The sequence below is a fragment of the Paraburkholderia fungorum genome, from assembly GCF_900099835.1.
Lineage (GTDB): Bacteria > Pseudomonadota > Gammaproteobacteria > Burkholderiales > Burkholderiaceae > Paraburkholderia > Paraburkholderia fungorum_A.
On sequence record NZ_FNKP01000003.1, the window covers coordinates 419,945 to 437,029 of the forward strand.

The 17,085-nt window shown below is 57.4% G+C and carries 20 protein-coding genes; 4 read left to right on the top strand and 16 right to left on the bottom strand.

What is annotated here, in order from left to right; translation table 11 throughout:
• Nucleotides 1–22: 22 nt before the first annotated feature.
• On the top strand, nt 23–550 hold the full coding sequence (locus BLS41_RS31205) for an RNA polymerase sigma factor (protein WP_074773200.1): 528 nt from the start codon (nt 23–25) through the stop codon (nt 548–550).
• A 68-nt stretch (nt 551–618) separates the two neighbouring features.
• Here the strand turns inward: BLS41_RS31205 and BLS41_RS31210 are convergent, their stop codons facing one another.
• The 4 genes from BLS41_RS31210 to BLS41_RS31225 form a co-directional block, all read right to left on the bottom strand.
• Nucleotides 619–1,086, bottom strand: coding sequence for a RidA family protein (locus tag BLS41_RS31210; RefSeq protein WP_074771559.1), 468 nt, complete (start codon nt 1,084–1,086; stop codon nt 619–621).
• A gap of 113 nt (nt 1,087–1,199) precedes the next feature.
• Nucleotides 1,200–2,600, bottom strand: a complete 1,401-nt coding sequence (locus tag BLS41_RS31215) for an amidase family protein (RefSeq protein WP_074771560.1) — start codon at nt 2,598–2,600, stop codon at nt 1,200–1,202.
• A 324-nt stretch (nt 2,601–2,924) separates the two neighbouring features.
• A complete protein-coding gene (locus tag BLS41_RS31220; protein ID WP_074771561.1) occupies nt 2,925–3,362 on the bottom strand; it encodes a DUF3331 domain-containing protein in 438 nt (145 codons plus the stop codon).
• Between the two features lie 115 nt (nt 3,363–3,477).
• Entirely contained in the window at nt 3,478–3,873 is a 396-nt protein-coding gene (locus BLS41_RS31225) for a BON domain-containing protein (RefSeq protein WP_074771562.1), read from the bottom strand.
• Nucleotides 3,874–4,227: 354 nt separating this feature from the next.
• Between BLS41_RS31225 and BLS41_RS31230 the strand changes: the two genes are divergently transcribed.
• Entirely contained in the window at nt 4,228–4,785 is a 558-nt protein-coding gene (locus BLS41_RS31230) for a thioredoxin family protein (protein ID WP_074771563.1), read from the top strand.
• A gap of 161 nt (nt 4,786–4,946) precedes the next feature.
• Here BLS41_RS31230 and BLS41_RS31235 read toward each other — a convergent pair whose 3' ends face one another.
• From BLS41_RS31235 to BLS41_RS31250, 4 genes are all read right to left on the bottom strand, one after another.
• Nucleotides 4,947–6,059, bottom strand: coding sequence for a sensor histidine kinase (locus BLS41_RS31235; RefSeq protein WP_074771564.1), 1,113 nt, complete (start codon nt 6,057–6,059; stop codon nt 4,947–4,949).
• Nucleotides 6,060–6,293: 234 nt separating this feature from the next.
• On the bottom strand, nt 6,294–6,923 hold the full coding sequence (locus BLS41_RS31240; RefSeq protein WP_074771565.1) for a response regulator transcription factor: 630 nt from the start codon (nt 6,921–6,923) through the stop codon (nt 6,294–6,296).
• A 67-nt stretch (nt 6,924–6,990) separates the two neighbouring features.
• Nucleotides 6,991–7,335, bottom strand: a complete 345-nt coding sequence (locus BLS41_RS31245; RefSeq protein ID WP_253189849.1) for a response regulator transcription factor — start codon at nt 7,333–7,335, stop codon at nt 6,991–6,993.
• 256 nt (nt 7,336–7,591) lie between these two features.
• A complete protein-coding gene (locus BLS41_RS31250) occupies nt 7,592–9,622 on the bottom strand; it encodes a PAS domain-containing protein (protein WP_074771567.1) in 2,031 nt (676 codons plus the stop codon).
• A 341-nt stretch (nt 9,623–9,963) separates the two neighbouring features.
• Between BLS41_RS31250 and BLS41_RS31255 the strand changes: the two genes are divergently transcribed.
• A complete protein-coding gene (locus BLS41_RS31255; RefSeq protein ID WP_253189850.1) occupies nt 9,964–11,019 on the top strand; it encodes a branched-chain amino acid ABC transporter substrate-binding protein in 1,056 nt (351 codons plus the stop codon).
• Nucleotides 11,020–11,163: 144 nt separating this feature from the next.
• Here the strand turns inward: BLS41_RS31255 and BLS41_RS31260 are convergent, their stop codons facing one another.
• The 8 genes from BLS41_RS31260 to BLS41_RS39765 form a co-directional block, all read right to left on the bottom strand.
• Nucleotides 11,164–12,918, bottom strand: a complete 1,755-nt coding sequence (locus BLS41_RS31260) for a ShlB/FhaC/HecB family hemolysin secretion/activation protein (RefSeq protein WP_074771569.1) — start codon at nt 12,916–12,918, stop codon at nt 11,164–11,166.
• Between the two features lie 82 nt (nt 12,919–13,000).
• Complete coding sequence (locus tag BLS41_RS31265) at nt 13,001–13,303, bottom strand: colicin immunity protein (protein WP_253189851.1); 303 nt, start codon at nt 13,301–13,303, stop codon at nt 13,001–13,003.
• A gap of 46 nt (nt 13,304–13,349) precedes the next feature.
• Entirely contained in the window at nt 13,350–13,823 is a 474-nt protein-coding gene (locus BLS41_RS31270; RefSeq protein ID WP_074771570.1) for a hypothetical protein, read from the bottom strand.
• Nucleotides 13,824–14,078: 255 nt separating this feature from the next.
• Complete coding sequence (locus BLS41_RS31275; protein ID WP_290439540.1) at nt 14,079–14,309, bottom strand: barstar family protein; 231 nt, start codon at nt 14,307–14,309, stop codon at nt 14,079–14,081.
• Between the two features lie 60 nt (nt 14,310–14,369).
• Nucleotides 14,370–14,693, bottom strand: a complete 324-nt coding sequence (locus tag BLS41_RS31280) for a ribonuclease domain-containing protein (RefSeq protein WP_083380174.1) — start codon at nt 14,691–14,693, stop codon at nt 14,370–14,372.
• 281 nt (nt 14,694–14,974) lie between these two features.
• On the bottom strand, nt 14,975–15,370 hold the full coding sequence (locus BLS41_RS31285; protein ID WP_074771571.1) for a hypothetical protein: 396 nt from the start codon (nt 15,368–15,370) through the stop codon (nt 14,975–14,977).
• A 9-nt stretch (nt 15,371–15,379) separates the two neighbouring features.
• The gene (locus BLS41_RS31290) at nt 15,380–16,090 is read right to left on the bottom strand and encodes a hypothetical protein (protein ID WP_083380175.1); all 711 of its coding nucleotides are present in this window, start codon (nt 16,088–16,090) and stop codon (nt 15,380–15,382) included.
• Nucleotides 16,091–16,397: 307 nt separating this feature from the next.
• Entirely contained in the window at nt 16,398–16,961 is a 564-nt protein-coding gene (locus tag BLS41_RS39765; protein ID WP_074771572.1) for a hypothetical protein, read from the bottom strand.
• Nucleotides 16,962–16,978: 17 nt separating this feature from the next.
• Between BLS41_RS39765 and BLS41_RS39770 the strand changes: the two genes are divergently transcribed.
• Entirely contained in the window at nt 16,979–17,080 is a 102-nt protein-coding gene (locus BLS41_RS39770) for a SymE family type I addiction module toxin (protein WP_366487162.1), read from the top strand.
• Nucleotides 17,081–17,085 lie beyond the last annotated feature (5 nt).

A 17,085-nucleotide genomic window follows, 5' to 3' on the forward strand; every position in this document is an offset into this window, starting at 1 on the left:
CTATCGGCGACAGCCTATGTCGATGACAACAGAATTGCCGGCTCTGCTGCCGCCGATGCTTCCCCGGCTGTGGGCGTTCGCGCTGCGCATCTCAGGAGACCGGCACGACGCCGACGACCTCGTGCAGCGCGCGTGCCTGCGCGCACTCGAACGCGCGCATCAGTTGCAACCGGGAACTGCTCCGCTGAGCTGGATGTTCTCTATCGTGCAATCAACGTGGATCAACGAACTGCGCTCGCGAAGCGTGCGTAACCGAATCGGGATGGATTGGGACGACCTCTTTCTCGAAACGGTAGCCGACCCGGCTGCATGCACGCCCGAACAACAGGCAATGAACCGGCAGATTGTTCAGGCTGTGCAACGTCTGCCCGAAACCCAACGACGGGTGATGCTGCTGGTAGGAATCGAAGGACTCAGCTATAACGAAGCAGCTCAGACGCTCGGCGTGCCGGTGGGGACAATCATGAGCCGGCTTTCAAGGGCTCGACAGACCATCGGCGCGTTATTCGACGACCGCTCTCGCCCGGTAGCAACTCGCCGACGTCAATAATTTCTATCAACGTAGCTGAGATCGAACGAGTGAGAGGTACTTCATCTCCGTTTCGTTTCCAGGCACGATTACGCCGCAATCTCAACCGTCATTTCAATTTCGACGCATGCACCAAGCGGTATTTGCGCGACGCCGAATGCCGAGCGCGCGTGCTTGCCGTTCTCGCCGAACACCTGGGCGATCAGGTCCGACGCGCCATTGGTCACGAGGTGTTGTTCGACGAAGTCCGGTGTCGAGTTGACGAGGCTCATTACCTTGACGATCCGCGTGACACGGTTGAGGTCGCCAATCTGCGCATGCAAGGTAGCGAACAGATCGATTGCGGCCGCGCGTGCAGCGGCCTGGCCTTCTTCGGTGCTCAGCGTATCGCCGAGCTTGCCGCCCCATACCTTGCCGTCCCTTTTTGCCAGATGTCCTGACAGGTACACCATATTGCCGCTCTGTACGCTCATCACATACGCTGCTGCCGGCACGCCGGCCAACGGCAATTCGATTCCAAGTTCTTTCAGTTTTGCGTAAACGTCATGGCTGCTCATGCAATGCTCCATTGGATGGGTTAGCAGGAAACGCAGACGGCGATGCGCGCCAGTCTGCGTGATTTCATCGGTTCACTAGTGCCAAAAGCGATGCTACCGCCGTGGCCCTTCGCTCAAACGCCAGGATCGACCGGAGAAACCGGCACACCGCGCGCTTCGATCGCTTCGCCCGCGAGCAGGCACAGATCCTCGCGATAATGCGCGGCGACAATCTGAACACCCACGGGCACGCCGTTGACGAGTTGCGTCGTCACTGCGAGACCGGGCAGCCCCATTGCCGGCAGCGCGCGCATCGTGAGCTGCGCTTCCCACACGCGATCGAAGCCCGCCGCCCCTTGCTGATCGAGATCGTCGGGAAACGGTAGCTCGCCGGATACCGGCATCAACACGACCGCATACTGATCGAGGAACAGACGCCATTGACGCAACAACGTCGTGCGCCGCACCAGCGAACGGCTGATGACATCGGCGGGGAGATCCTTCACCTTCAGACGCGCCGCGTTGACGACCGCCTGCGCACCCGGATCGCCGTCACGCGCGACCGAATCGACCAGCGCGTCGAAGCCGTCGCCGAGCCACAGCCGTTCCTGCAACAGCGCCGTTTCGCGCATCGACGGCGTGTCGTCGATTTCCTCGATCGTCCAGCCCGCGTCGGCGAGGCGTTGCGCAGCATCACGCAAGGCATCCTCGACTTCTCTGGCGATCTGCATGCCGCCCGGACGCAAACAGAGTGCGGCACGCAACGGCACGTCGCGCCCCACCAAGGGCATCGGCATATACCAGGGGTCGCGCAGATCGGGCGCGGCGAGCGCGAGAAGACCGAGCCGCAGATCGCCGATCGTGCGCGCCATCGGGCCCGCTGCCGACATCAGTTGCGCACCGATCGCGCGCTCCGGCGACGACGCATTGAACGCGGGCACGCGCCCCGACGTCGGCCGCAGTCCGTGGACACCGCACGCATACGCCGGGTAGCGCACCGAGCCGCCGATATCGGTGCCGAGCGCGATCTGCCCGATGCCCGCCGTGACCGCCGCTGCGCCGCCGCCCGACGAGCCGCCGGGCGTGATCGACGGATTGCGCGGATTCAACGTGCGACCGTGAACCTGATTCGACGTGAACCAGCGTAAAGCGAAGGTCGGCGAATTGGTGCGGCCGAGCATGATGGCGCCGGCTTTTTGCAGATTATTCACGGCGGGGCTGCTGACTTCCGCGATCAGGTCTTCCTGCAGACGCGTACCGTTGGTGGTCGCAAACCCGGCGTGATCGATGTTGATCTTGGTGGTGACGGGCACGCCCGCAAGCGGCCCCGGGTCCTCGCCACGTGCGATTGCGCGATCGATGTCGTCCGCCTGTTGCAACACCCACTCGGGCCGATGCGCGACCACCGCGTTGATCATCGGATTCACGGCTTCCAGACGCTGCAGCGCGGACTCCGCCGCCTCGCGCGCGGACACTTCGCGGGTCTTCACACGCGTGGCCAGTTCAACTGCGGACAATCGCCATAGTTCACTCATGTTGCCTCCAATAAGCACGTTGTACGGAATTCCGGCTGCGTGAGCATTTGTGCACACGCACATCGTTGCAGATTCCAGCGTCCGGTATGGCGCAGCACTTGGCCGTCCACGTCTGGACCGAATCGTCTTTTTGCAGGTTCTTATTTAACCGGGTCGACGTATCTGGTGTATGTCTGTCGATGGTAAAAATGCAAGCTACTTTTTCCAGGCGCGCGGCAGATACATTGCGACACACATGGCGCGCGGCGTCAGTTGAGGCTTGCCGCGCCGCAGGCTGGAAAAGAGGCTGAATTTGATTTGGGAGTCGCGCGTTGCGAGATCCGATCAACCGATTGGCAGATCGGTGCGGTACTCGACCGCGTCGACGAGGATCATCTGATCTTCATTGGCCGGCACGCGAAGTCCGCGAGTACGGGGCCGAAATACGCGGTCGCCACGCCTGATAGTGCGGCCTGTCAGCACGCAGGTGGACGTGACGCGGGACAAGCCGCTGCACCAGATCTGCTCGATATAGCGACCGCTGCACGAGTCGCCCCACGACACGCTGATCGTGGCAGACGACAACCATTCCGTCACCGTGATTTGCGCAGGCCGTCTGATCGCGCGATGGCACGCTTCGGCGGTAGACAAGCGCTTGTTGATACGGCATCGGGTTAGCGCCACATGGCGTTTTCTCGCGCATACGTCGAGTTGTTCCGCAGACGGATCGAGGACGTTCAGCAGCGTGCGAACCACGATGTTGTCGTCGGATAGCGACGTCATCGACTGATCTCCAGTAGCCGGTGTGATCGTAGGGCGAAAGCGGCCGCGCTCACACGGCATCGCACGACGAGGACGCCCCCGTCGTGCGATGCTTCAGCGTGCCGAAGCGGCGAGCTTAGCCGCCGCCTTGCTGATGCAGCGACAGCTTGCTGCTGACCAGCGTGACGCCATGCACCTGCTTCGCCGCGTTGACCGCCACAGCTTCCTGATCTTCGCTGAGGATCTGGCCCGCCAGCGTCACCTGACCCGTCTTCGCATTACCGAAGACCGCGATCGATGCCTGTTCCAGACCCTTGGTTTTCTGAAGTGCTTTTTGCACCGTGCGGGAGAATGCGCGATTCGCCGCGCGAATCGACTTCTTCGTCGCAGGGGCGGGTTGGCTGGTTACGGCGTTTGCCGCGTTGGTATTCTGGGCCGCGTCGGTTGCGTCCGCTGCGAATGCCGGTACGGTTGAAAATGCCGCCAATAACGCAGCAAGGCTGCCACTCACCACAACTTGTCGAAGGTTCATCGTCTTATCCTTATTTTTTCGGTTGGTGAAACGTGAGAAACGCGTGGAGCCAGCACACATCGGCGTCATTGCATGGTGAGGCTGCATAGGGAGATTAGAACCGCCCAATGTATCCTGCGTGTTTCCGCGACGTATCGAAATGTATCTCGATGGCGGGTACGTCGATGAGCTGCCAGTCGCCCGACTGCAGGCACAACGGCGTTTGTTACTACCCGAATCTGGCGCAGTTTTGTATCGCCACGTATCTACGCGCTTCATCGATACAGGACGTTTCGCATCACCACTACGCCGGACATATGCGAGATACGTCCGCGCGCTCCAATACGTTCATTGCTGACTTATTGAAGGTTTCTCATGTTCGATCGACTCAGGATGGCCGCTGTTGCTGCGGGTGTCAGCGCTGTCGCATTGCTGGCCGGCCTCGCCTATACCGGCAACGCGGCCACACCCGCCGCTTCCCTGCAAACCGGTGCATCGGCGCCCGATTTCAAGGGTATCGACGGCTGGCTCAACAGTCCGCCACTCGACGTGAAACAGTTAAAAGGCAAAGTCGTACTGGTCGATTTCTGGACTTTCGATTGCATCAACTGCGCACACACGATTCCTCATGTCGAGGACTGGTACTCCCGTTATCGCGACAAGGGGCTCGTTGTTGTCGGCGTGCATACGCCCGAGTACTCGTTCGAACACAATGCGGACAATCTGAAGAATGCTGTCAAGCGTTTCGGCATTCAATACCCGGTCGCGCAAGACAACCAGTACGCGACGTGGAATGCTTATGGCAATCAGTACTGGCCGGCGCTGTATCTGTTCGATCAAAACGGCCGGCTGGTGTATAGCCATTTCGGCGAGGGTCGCTATGACGAGACAGAGCAACAGATACGCGCGCTGCTAGGGCTTAATAACAAATAGGGTTAGAGAACGTCCTTGCAGCGAACGGTCATGAAGATAACCGGCATACGCGGCGGGCTACTCTTGCCGCATTGCCGTACATCTCGAATGACGCAGGAGAAAATTGACGCTCGCAGACGCAACCGCGTTATGAAATAGAATCAGATGCCGCAGCGTCTTCTTCAACGCGACACGGTCGAATGAATGAGTGGCCTTGCTCGTAGCACACGCCGCGGCGTCTCTGCGATAACGGCATGTGCGCCAGCCATGTTTGCGTCGACCGAACGAGGCGCCACACCGGGTTTTCCTTCTACAACAGAAACTGCACCTGGAGAATGGCCGAAACTGAGCCGCGCCTCCAGGCCTCCCCCGCTACGGTTCGCCAACCGCAATTCCGCGTTCATCGCTATCGCAAGTTGACGGGCAATCGCAAGCCCCAGCCCGGAACCCTTCAAGTTCCGCAAGCCACACGACTGGCCACGATAAAAAGGCTTAAACACCTCTTCCAGTTGATCCGGGTGAATACCCGGGCCGTCGTCGAGCACGGAAATCACGAGTCGAGACGACTCACAGCTCGCACGTACTTGCACCGTGCTCCCGAATTTCAGCGCGTTATCGATAAGGTTGACGAGAATCCGGCGCAAAGCGTGCGGAAGCGTGAGCACGGGATCCACGATAGGTGAGTCGAGAATCATGTTATGCCCCGAGTCTTCATAGTCCGACACTATGCTTTGGAGCAAGGCACAAAGATCGATACGCGACGGCGCCTCTGTCGTACCGTGAAGCGTGCGCGCGTAGGTGACGCCCTCCTCGACAAGGGCGTGCATCGTGTCGAGATCCTGCAAAAGCCTGGCGCTATCCTGTTTGCTTTCCAGCATTTCAGCGCGCAGGCGCATGCGCGTAATCGGAGTCTGTAAATCGTGGGAAATTGCGGCGAGAACCTGTACGCGTTCCGCAGTACAACGCGCGAGTCGTTGCTGCATGCCTTTAAAGGCACGAATAGCCTGAACGATTTCCTTAGGGCCGTCTTCGGGCAATTCCCGAACAGTCATGTCCGGGCCGAGGCGATTTGCGGCATCAGTCAGCGCAATAATCGAACGACTAATCAGATTCCCGCAATGTGAAGAAAGCACGGCCAGCAGGATCAATTGCAACAACGGCGCCAGAAACATCCACACGAACCCGGAGACCTGCGGCAGAAGCGACAATGCGATTGACGCACACGCATAAGTCAGTACCACGCTCGCTGCCGATACAAGGAACAGTAGTCTCGCTAAAGGTAACTTGTTCATCATCGACAGCTCCATGTGGAAGGCAAGGCGCGACAAACAATACGAAGTCGACCACCGCAATTAAAGCGCTAAAATGCGCGGGCAGCTATTGGACGATGGTGTTGGTCGATACCTAATCGATACTCCGGCGATGTTCAAATATCGCTTCGAACCCGTGACAGCCTCGACGAGCGTGAGTAGCCGAATCCATGCCGGCATCGAAGAAAACAGCGACGGGAAAAGCTGCGTGACGCAGCGTCAGCGTGTCGGCTCGACGGAAAGGTGTAGTCGCGCAGCCATGATCACCAACTCGGGTAATGATGACGCTTTCATTTTTCGCATCACATTGCCGCGATGGGCCTTCACGGTAATTTCGCTGATGCCTAATTCACCACCCACCTGCTTGTTCAGACGCCCCGCCACAACGAATGCCATCACTTCGCGCTCGCGCGGCGTGAGCGACTCGTAACCCTCGCGGAGTTCGCACAATTGCGCCTCGTCCGCCAATGCCGCAGCACTTCGTTCGAGGGCGTGGGTGACCGCGCTCAACAATGCGTCGTCGCTGAACGGCTTGGTCAGAAAGTCGACTGCGCCGGCCTTCATGGCCTGTACGGTCATGGGTACATCGCCATTGCCCGTAATGAACACGATCGGCATGTCGGCGCGCTCGGCGCCGATCAACCTTTGCAAATCGAGACCGCTCAGATCCGGCAGGGACACGTCGAGTACCAGACAGTTCGGCACACGAGCTCGCGGATAGGCGAGAAACATTTGCGCGGACGCAAAAGTGACAGGTTGCCAGCCAACGCTGACCATGAGCAATTCCAGAGATTCACGAACCGAGATATCGTCGTCGACGATAAATATGATTGGAACCGGCTTCTCCATGGACGGCGACCTCGACAAGGGCCAGGTTAGCTGTTGAAACTGGTATAAGTTCGGCGTTGTCATCCATCTAATTCTTTTTGAACGCCTCGTGCAATGCTTCAAGCAAGGCGGTCTCGCTAAAGGGCTTTAGCAAACAGGCGACTGCTCCCTCTCCAACCAGTTCGGAACCGGTTGCCCCATCGCCATGCGCCGTAATGAAAATGATGGGCACGGCCTTTCGCCGGCGAACAAGTTCGCGCGCCAACTCGGGGCCGGACATCCCCGGCATGGCGATATCCAGAATCAGGCAACCCGTTGCATCGACTTTATCCGATGCGAGAAACGCTTCTGCCGACGAAAATGCATGCGCGGCAAACCCCAACTCATTCAGCAAATCGGGCAGCGACTCGCGCACGGATTCGTCGTCATCCACAACCGACACGAGCGGCCGCAAGACCATCATAATTTCCCCACGACATGCTGGCTATTCAAATGCCTGCGCCCGGACACCGGAGCCTGCCGGCAATTGTTCTCTGCCACATCTGTCGGGACGGGCGACAGCCTCAAGCATGCGCCTTTCTGGGGCCATATGGATATGATACTTTAGTATCGATTCAAAACCCGCAGCGCATCGACCGACGTTTTTTGAGTCCGGCGGCGCGTGTCAATACTGTGTCAATGCCGCGATATCACCGGAATTTCGGCATATCCGTGACGCCGGCAATCCAGCGCGCACTCCTGCCGAAAGCGCCTTTTCGTTGCTTCTGGTGCGTCGGAATCGAAAATGAAAACGTAGCACCGCCGCTTTCGTTGGCGGCGGCCCACAAACGGCCATCGTGATTGTCGATAATCGATTTACTCACCGATAAGCCAATACCCATGCCGCCAGGTTTGGTCGTATAGAACGCATCGAACACGCGCGCAGGGTCATCCGTCCCAAAACCTGGGCCGGTATCGGCGACTGAAGCACACACGCTTCCGTCGGTGTCTTGCCCGGTCTTTACGAGCAACTGTCGTGGACGGTCGTCGATACCGCTCATCGCCTCCAGCGCATTCAGGATGAGGTTGAGGATAACCTGCTGAAGCTGCACCCGGTCTCCTGTAATGAGCGGCAAACTTTCGGCAAAGTCGATCTGAAGCGTTACCCGGCTACGATGCAGTTCGCTGCGAAACAGCGTAATGATCTCGTTGATGGATTCGTTCAGATCGACGCTTTCCATCGTGGCGTCCGTCTTGCCGAATAGCGCGCGCAATCGCTTGATCACGTCCGACGCGCGGTTACCGTCCCGAATAGTGCGCCGCGCGGTTTCGCGGGCGCCTTCGAGATTCGGAGGATCTGCACCTAGCATCCGCAGACACGTACTCGCATTCGTGATGATGCCGGAGAGCGGCTGATTGACCTCATGGGCAATGGAGGCAGTCAATACCCCGAAGCTTGATGCTCGCGAGACTCGCGCGAGTTCCGATCTTGCTTCGATCAATGCGACTTCGGACCGGCGCCGCTCGGTCACGTCCTGAATCGCGGCAATGTACTCGAGTTGGCCACTCGAATCTTTCGTGGCATGCGCGACCACATGCATGTACTTGACCGACTGGTCGGGCATCAACAGGCGGTACTCGTGCTCGTAATCGATTGCACGCTGCTGACGGTCGAGCATGTCGTCGAATGAAAGACGGTCTTCGGGATGCACACGCGAACGGATCGATTCGAGCGTGACTGGCTTGGTCGGATCGAACTCGAACATCCGGTAGACCTCTTCGGACCAGATGATCTCGCCCGTCGACACCCGCTTTGTAAAGCCGCCTGTTGAACTCAGCCGACGCGTTTCGGCGAGAAAAGCTTCGCTCAATCTAAGCGTCGCGTCATTCTGCGTACGCTCGACGACAATGCTCGCAATACGGGAGATCTGTTCTATCAGGCCTTGATCGAACGGAATTGGCGTTCGATGATTGTCGTAATAGATAGAACACACACCCATCACCTTGCCGCTCGCCGACACTACAGGTATCGACCAGTACGCACGAATTCCGTAATGCGCGGCGATTGGACGCCACGAACAATGTTCCCAGCGCGGGTCGGATAGAAGATCGGAAACGATCACCTGTTTATTGGATTGGGCCGCGCTCAGGTATGGGTCGCTATCGACCGTACCATCCATGATCGATTCGATGAACTCCGGGGGCAAACTGGGTGCTGCGCAATCTTCCAGACGCGTGGTGCCTGGCTGCATGACCGCGATACTGCAATAACAGCCAACGGTGACACTTTCAACCAGACGGCAAAGCCATTCCAGTATGACCGGCATGGGACGGCCGCCCGCGACCATTTCGAGCAGCTCGGTTTCTCCCGCGAGCAAAGCCTCCATTCTGCGCCGGTCTTCGATGTCGGTATTCAGCCCGCACCACTTCACCAATTGGCCGGACGCATCCACGATCGGGCGCGTACGAATCAGAAACCAGCGATACTCTCCGTCGAAGCGGCGCAGCCGTGCATCTACTTCCCGTGGCTCTCCGGAAGCCAGACCGGCGCCCCAGCGTTCGAGCAGTTCGGGCAAGTCGTCGGGATGAATTGCATCCTGCCAGTGCTGAAGGATGATCTCTGCATTCATGCCGGTATATTCACACCAGCGTCGATTGAGAAAGTCGACCTGGCCGTTGGGTAGCGCGGTCCATACGAGACCGGGCAGCGCATCCATGACGTGGAGAAGTTCTATTTCCATTCCGTTGGTGGCCTGGAGAGTTAATTGCCATTCCCGATAGACAGGCAAAGCGAGAAGGCAATGGTTTCTCGCGAGATCTAATGCGCCGGCGGAATGTACCGATAAGTACTTATCTATGGAAAGTCATTGAGTACGCGCTATTGACTGACGCAGACTCTTACCATAAATTCATGCCTTCCAAAAAAAGCGCCATGCAAAGCGCTAATCATCGACACATAAGGTGCAATGTGCCTGATCAATCCCGGCGGCCGCCGTTGAGATATTACCACCCGCTCAAGGCATTGTTTGCCGCTGCAGTCGTAGCAATAACCGCTTCTCAGGCACGAGCCGACAATGTAGTAATGATCGGATATGCCGGTGCATTGACCGGCCCGCAGGCTCATCTCGGCAAGGATGTCGAGCACGGCATCAGGCTCGCTATCGAAGAGATCAATGCGTCGCATCCGGTTATCGCGGGTGTTCCCACTACCTTCAAACTCGACGCAGAAGACGATGCTGGAGATCCGCGCATTGCGACATTGATCGCCCAACGGTTCATCGATAGCGGTATGAACGCTGTCATTGGACACCAGAGTTCGGGAACCTCGATCGCGGTGGCACGGCTCTACGCGGCAGCGAACATTGCCGAGATAACGCCCTCCGCCACCAACCCGCAATTCACGCGACTCGGCTATCGCACGACTTTCCGCGTCATTGCAGACGACAACTTTCTGGGCACGGCCATGAGCCGTTATCTGATCGACACGATGCACGCGCGGCGCGTGGCCGTGATCGACGACCGGACCGCTTACGGCCAGGGCGTGGCCGATGTATTCGTGGACGCCACGCGTCGCGCGGGCGGCACGATCGTCGCTCGTGAATATACGACCGACAAGGCAGTGGACTTCAATTCGTCGCTCACGCTATTCAAGGACAAACGGCCCGACGCGATTTTCTTCGGAGGCGTCGACGCGCAAGCCGGTGCCATGCTGCGTCAGATGAAAAAGCTCGGTGTGACAGCGCCGATGTTAGGAGGTGACGGCATCTGCACGCGCGAGTTGCCGCAACTGGCCGGTGACGCGCTTGTGAGCAATCTGTTTTGTGCGGACGGTGGTTTGAGCCTGGCCGCGATGCCCGGCGGTCCGTCGTTCGATCAGCGCTTCTTTGCCCGATACGGCCAGCACGTGCAACTGTATGCGCCATATGCCTACGACGCGATGATGGCGGTGTATCACGCTGTCGTTCAGGCGCAATCCGCGCAATCTGGGAAGATCGTCGATGCGTTGCGACGTGTCGATTTTCATGGTGTGACCGGCCAGATTTCTTTTGACGACGCGGGCGAGCTGCGCGCGGCGTCGGCGACCATCTCCACGTTCAAGGATCAGAAGAAGCTGACGCTGCTGGAGATCAGAAAATAGGCGGCTCGCTGTGAGCTTCTGATTACTCTGCCCGCTTGCGATAGGGCACAAGCTTCGACGTCCCGCTAGTGCCTGCGTTGAGCGGAAGTAAATAGAAAGGCGACGGGATGCGCCGCCATTTCGGGACTAGCGAAAGATCGGGTTTCAGAACTGGGCAGTCAGTTGGAAACCTACCGTGACGCGCGCGGTGGGAAAACCTGATGGCTTGTAGATCGGCGTGCCAGCAAACAGGTCATAGGCCAGTGCACCCGCCTTCGCCGACGCACTACCGCGCACGCCGATTACAGCACCCGCTAGCTGCGTTCCGGCGAGAAATGCCGCACTCGGCCCGAATACATGACCATAGTCGATGCCTGCATAAAGCGATTGCCCTGTCGATCCGATTGGCAATTGAAGCTCGTTGCGCCAAAAAAAGCCGCGCTCGGCCGCAAGCATCGTCTCACCATCGAAGCCGCGTACCGTGTAGCGACTGCCTATCGTCAGGTCGTCAATGTAGTTGAGCGTGTTGTTCGTGAACTGGCCGTGGACGCTTGTCACGTAGCGTAGCGGCTGCGTTGATATCTGGAATGGCACGGACAGATTCGCGTCGAGTACGGCCATGTGGAAGCGGTACGTAGGGCCATCCACGTGATAGTCCGGCGTCGCCCCGAGTCCACCGATGCCCTGACGGTAGGCGAGACTGCCGTCGAACTGCGATGCGCCGAGATAATGACGATCGGTCAGACCGGCTTCGATGAACGTGTTGTTGCGGCGCTGCTGCGGGATATCGGTGTCTTCGATGAAACTCTCGCCAAAGCGCTTCGTCAGCCGGAACTGCGCGCCGAGTACATTGTTCTGGCTGCGCATGAGCACGCGTTGCAACTTGAAGTCCACAGTCTGCGAGTTACCGCTCGATACGAACGTCTGGTTAGCGCCCGCGATCTGCTGATAGTACGTATTCGTATAGGCCGACAGTGTAGCTGTCCAGTAGCCCCATGGCATCGAATATGAACCGTTCCAGCCGTGCGAGCCGAGATTCTTGTCGCCGAATTCGAGGTCCTGACTCACACCCACGTTGAAGATATCGTTCAACCCGAGCGGGTTATCGATGCCAAGGCTCAGGTTGCCTTGCAGTTTTCCGGTAGCACGGGTGCCTGAATTGTCCACCGACGCGACCACGGTCCACGGTTTCGTGCGCTTTACGTCGAGTACAACGTCGCTTTCGCCGGGTATGTCAGTCGGCACGATCTGCATGGAAACGTCCTGACTGCTGACGCGCTTCATCTGCTCGAGTCCCTGTTCGAGGTCTCGCAGATTCAGCACGTTACCGTCGCGCGTGGGGAATGCGGATTTCCATGTGCCGCGTGGTGCTTTATCGGCAAAGCGGACCTTGCCGATGACGCCCGGCACCAGCGCGAATTTTAGCGTCCCAGTAGAGAGGTCCTGTTCGGGCAGCAGTACGCGTGTGGTGATGTAGCCGCGGCTCAGTATGGTTTGCTGCAATCCTTTTGTGAGCGTGTCGAGTCCTGACTTGCCGACGCATTGCCCCCTGTAATGGTCGAGCCATTCGCGCGCGAAAGCAAAGCGGTCGAGCGGCAGTGCAGATGCGCCTCGCGCACGCACTAGATCGGGTAGCGTCGCTGGTATGTCCAGCACGAATGTGTCGATGCGGAAGCATGGCGTTTCGATTGGCAGGTCGGGCCGGTTCGAAGCGCGCTTGACGGTCGAGCGTACTGAGCGTGCGTTGACGGCCGCCTCGCGTTGTTGCGCGTCGCGCTGTTGTTGAACCTGCTGGTTCTGTTCTGCGTTGGCGCGGGCCGCGGCTGCCGTGTCGGCGGGTGTTGTCGTCTGCTGCGCGTGGGACGCGAGCGATACCATGGCTGTGAGCGGCAGGCCCGCCAGCCTCTTTCCTATCTTCATTTTCGTTTAGAGGTGCAAATCAGTTGGAACGGGCAAACCAAGCAAGGTTGCTCGGATTACCAACTCGCTATCAAAGGTGCCGTTATGACGAAGACTTCATGCTCCTGTTGTTCCGCTTGTATGAATTCGGCGCCGCAAGATTTTTCACCTCAGCGACATCCTGGCTCACAGGCGGGTCCGCCCCGTCCCAAATGCAGTCGGACCTGGCTTTAAATCCCGGGGCATGCCATATCCCGCCCTCCACTCGAGCAACGCCCAAGCCGTGCTCTGCGGCAGAGATGAAAATAGCCACCGCAGCTTCGGCCGACACCTTCATCACGACGCTTCCACCGAGTTCGAAGAAGTCATTCGGTGATACGTAAAGCCTCTGCAGATCAATATTCATTCCATTCACTTCCAATTGATTCGACTATCAGGAATCCAGAAAACCACTATGTCAGCGAAGCTGCGAGCACTGTTGGAATATCTTCCGTCGATTCGATTGACATGACTGGGTCGTCATAAGCTTCAATATTCTCGCTTAGCCACTGTTCGGTCTGACGCTTGACATGAAACTTCACAACAACGCTCAACTCGTCGGCGCTGATGATCGCAATCAATATCTGCTGCGGCGTAGATGTATTCCAATCCGTCAAGATCCGCATAACAAACCGTATCGCCTGCATCAACGGCATCTTGTTCTCATAGTCTTCGACATGCACAGAGTTGACAAAACACTCATACGCAGCGCAATCGCAAAAGGTTGCTTTTCGGGCATCTTTAGCGAGCGCGAGAAGGGCTCGAAGAAGATGACAATCATCCCTCTCTTCGAACCCCGCATCTGCAATTGCCTTCAAAGATGGTTCAAGTATCTGATCAAACTTTGCCTCCTTCAGTTGCAGCTTCATTGCTGAGTTAATTTTCATCAGTTACCTCCGATATATTTGTTAAATTCCTTTTCGATCGCTGCATTGAAGCCCGGTTTGTTCAGCAATTTATTGACAGAGTTCGGTGCGTCCGGAAGGAAAACTCAACCGAAACGACTTTTCAAGGATAATTTCCATATGCGGATCTCATTTAACTCTAGGCAATGCATGAAGAACACATTTCTTCGGCGCGAGGATGCCAAGCTGATTGTTCTCTACAACAACAAACCCAGCTAGAAGACTGGGTTTGTTGTTTCAACAGAGCTGATACGTAAATTTGTCGTCCCAGCCGAACTCCTCGTCTTGCAACTTCACGCGCTCCAATATCTCGCGGATTCTCTCGAAAGGGACGCCCATAGCTGCTTTAGAAGCGTGGGAGTTTTTCCAAATCAAAGTGACAGGACGCTCCACTCCGGTGCTGAGCACGTCCAACAACGCGTCTAAATTGCACCCGTAAAATTCCTTCATTCCAAGAGCAGACGCCAACTCTCAATGGAAGTCGTTTTCACACAACATGTTCTCACCATTAATTTCTATCGTCATGATCTACTTCCAATTCCCGATAGGAGTCGCGGTCTTGTAATGATCGGTCGTTATATACAGCAAGCCATCGCTCGAATATAACAACCTGGTTCCAGCCTGATTACTGCGAGACATGCCGCTACTCACTCTAATATCTGCCTCAAACCATATTCGACCGGTAGTCGAAGGCAAAATATTGGTCGCATTGTTGAAGACATCACCGCCCATTTGCCCACCCGGAACGCTGTTACTCAGAGCCTTTCCCGGTTGCCATCCTTGTTTAGCCGCTTCTGCCTTCGTCACGTAGTTGCCGGGGAGCTGTCCCGTAGACCGAGGGCTTTCAACCATTTTTGGTTGGCTGAAGATCAATCATGCTGACCTCGCCCATGGGTGCGCCAGTTTTCCCGTTGACCTGTTCAAATCGCCTGTGCCAACTATCTACAGCATATAAGGTTCCACCATCTGCCCGATATACGTCACGGCCATTAATGCGACTAAGCTGGCAATCCATTTGCCAGCCATTGTCGGCCGCTGCAGTTTGAGCAGTCTGCTTAACTTGCGCGACGCGTTCGCCTAGGGGAAGCGTGACGAGGGATTTCTCGTGTCAGCATGTCGGTCGCGCCGATCACTTACCACCACACCGGAAATTGTTCAATTTGACTCTTTATATGTGCCATTGTGTCTTCGTCGAGTCGCGAGCTAAACGCCACCATCACAGTCGCGCCGTCTAAGCCACTTCGCTTGATTTCCCATGAAATCTCCGGGATCCCTGCGGGTTTTCCCAGTCGCAAAACAAAATAGTTATTCATATCTGCAAGACGTGCCTCCCCCGCGTCAAGATCGTTCAATCTTGATGCGAACTCATCCCAACTGGAGCAAGCAAACCATAGGCTGCTACGGCAATTAATATCTTGTCCAAACTGCTGTATCTCAGCAGATACTTGCATCCGCATGGACGGAACATACTCGTCCGTTTCGACCACATCGAAACTCAACCGAAACGGCTTTTCAAGTCTAATTTCCATATGCGAATCTCATTTACCTGTAGGCAGTGCGTGAATGAGCACTGGAAGCTGCCCTGGTTGCCGTGGAGGAGCAAACTTTAACTCCCAACCGTTGGAGTTGATTAGCTGATTGTATGGCACCCCATCTTTGGTAACAGCGTTAACGGCACCTTCCAGGCTCGCAAGTTGTTGTTGTGTCGCAAGTCGAACGACCTCAGGTGAATTGTTCTTTGCAATCATCTGGGCGTATTCCGCAATATGCTCTGTCGCGTTTCCATGAACCCACACACTCTGGCCGTCTTCCAATATCAGTTCAAACGATTTTGGGAGAACTGAGCCGGGATAAACGGGCTGGGTCGCAACAATCGAATCCCAGACCGTACCTGCTTTCGCCCCCGCGCCCTCGATAGCCATCCCTGGCGTGACCGAGTTCGTCGCAATCGCCGCAGCCGTTTCCACCGTAATGATGCCAGCATTCACCGCTGCCGCTGGATTCGACAACGCCAACGCTAAAGCTTCCGGCCCCAGTACCGCGAGGGCAGGCACCGCCGCAATAATCGCCACTGCACCGGCCGCAATCACCGCATTCTTACCGCTCGCCTCATTTATCTGATTCTGCGCCTGAACCAACTGCTTCACCTGTTCGTCCGTACACGTACCTGTTGCACAGAACGCCTTCACCAGATCGGTTGTCAGCGGATTTTTCTCCGGCGTAAGGATGCCAAGCTGATTATTCTCCACAACATCAGCATCCGACGCACGCGCTGTTGTCGAAACCGCTTTTCCCCTGACGCATCAATCATCTGCAAACAGGTTCTGCCTGACACAGGTCCGTGCCCGCACTTTTTTGCCCCGACACGGGTTCCGGCCTTAAGACGCGAGTTTGCCCGTAACGCATCCGGCCTTTGTTAAGGACTGTCACGTTTGCAGGCATCATCGTCCCGCCGGGTTTGACGGCGGTCGAAGGCCGACGGCAAACCCGGCGGAACAGGGCCGTCGTGTTCCACTGCTCCAGAACCGCGCAGGCCTTTGCATGCTGCCCCAACGCTTACCCCGTCAAGGCCGCGCAACGCGCGCCGAAGGACAGTCTTGACGGCCACCAGGGTTCTACGCTCGGCCATGCGGTGCAAGACGACACGGCGGCTTCCAGATCGAACACCGGCACCACCAGACACCCGTTCAGATGCTCATGGCCCGATGCCCGATACACGCCCACCTGTTGCAGCCGCTCGCGAACTTCCCGGCCTTCCTTCGAATACCCCGGCGGCAACCGGTACGTCAGACTCTTGTTCGCATAGCCCAGCCGGAACGTATCCATCAGCTCACCATGCACCAGCCCGCGCTGCACCAGATACGCCTGCGCCTCCGGGCTCTGCTTCAGCGTCGCGTGATATGTGTCGGCCACTTCACGCAGCAGCACGGCTTCGTCAGAACCCGCAGCCAACGAGGGCAGGTGCCGCGTCTGCGAACGGTTCACGCCTACTTTTTCCGCACCCGCTAGCGGCGCATCGTTTCGCAGCAGCTGCACCGCATGCGGCAACGACACGCCCTGGGTTTTCATCACCCAGTCCAGCACCGTGCCCGACGCGTTACAGCCGAAGCGGTGGTACACCCACCTTCTTTCCGTGGCTGCGCATCGCCGGTATGTGGCTTGAGCAGGCCGGCTTCCCGCCCGGCCAGCGCGTCAGGATCGAGGTCCAGTTCGGCAGACTCGTCATCACGCCAGACTGAACGAC

Coding starts and splice junctions, on each gene's coding strand:
- BLS41_RS31205 (WP_074773200.1), top strand. CDS start 23: ATGACAACAGAATTGCCGGCTCTGCTGCCGCCGATGCTTCCCCGGCTG.
- BLS41_RS31210 (WP_074771559.1), bottom strand. CDS start 1,086: ATGAGCAGCCATGACGTTTACGCAAAACTGAAAGAACTTGGAATCGAA.
- BLS41_RS31215 (WP_074771560.1), bottom strand. CDS start 2,600: ATGAGTGAACTATGGCGATTGTCCGCAGTTGAACTGGCCACGCGTGTG.
- BLS41_RS31220 (WP_074771561.1), bottom strand. CDS start 3,362: ATGACGTCGCTATCCGACGACAACATCGTGGTTCGCACGCTGCTGAAC.
- BLS41_RS31225 (WP_074771562.1), bottom strand. CDS start 3,873: ATGAACCTTCGACAAGTTGTGGTGAGTGGCAGCCTTGCTGCGTTATTG.
- BLS41_RS31230 (WP_074771563.1), top strand. CDS start 4,228: ATGTTCGATCGACTCAGGATGGCCGCTGTTGCTGCGGGTGTCAGCGCT.
- BLS41_RS31235 (WP_074771564.1), bottom strand. CDS start 6,059: ATGATGAACAAGTTACCTTTAGCGAGACTACTGTTCCTTGTATCGGCA.
- BLS41_RS31240 (WP_074771565.1), bottom strand. CDS start 6,923: ATGGAGAAGCCGGTTCCAATCATATTTATCGTCGACGACGATATCTCG.
- BLS41_RS31250 (WP_074771567.1), bottom strand. CDS start 9,622: ATGGAAATAGAACTTCTCCACGTCATGGATGCGCTGCCCGGTCTCGTA.
- BLS41_RS31255 (WP_253189850.1), top strand. CDS start 9,964: ATGATCGGATATGCCGGTGCATTGACCGGCCCGCAGGCTCATCTCGGC.
- BLS41_RS31260 (WP_074771569.1), bottom strand. CDS start 12,918: ATGAAGATAGGAAAGAGGCTGGCGGGCCTGCCGCTCACAGCCATGGTA.
- BLS41_RS31265 (WP_253189851.1), bottom strand. CDS start 13,303: ATGAATATTGATCTGCAGAGGCTTTACGTATCACCGAATGACTTCTTC.
- BLS41_RS31270 (WP_074771570.1), bottom strand. CDS start 13,823: ATGAAAATTAACTCAGCAATGAAGCTGCAACTGAAGGAGGCAAAGTTT.
- BLS41_RS31280 (WP_083380174.1), bottom strand. CDS start 14,693: ATGGTTGAAAGCCCTCGGTCTACGGGACAGCTCCCCGGCAACTACGTG.
- BLS41_RS31285 (WP_074771571.1), bottom strand. CDS start 15,370: ATGGAAATTAGACTTGAAAAGCCGTTTCGGTTGAGTTTCGATGTGGTC.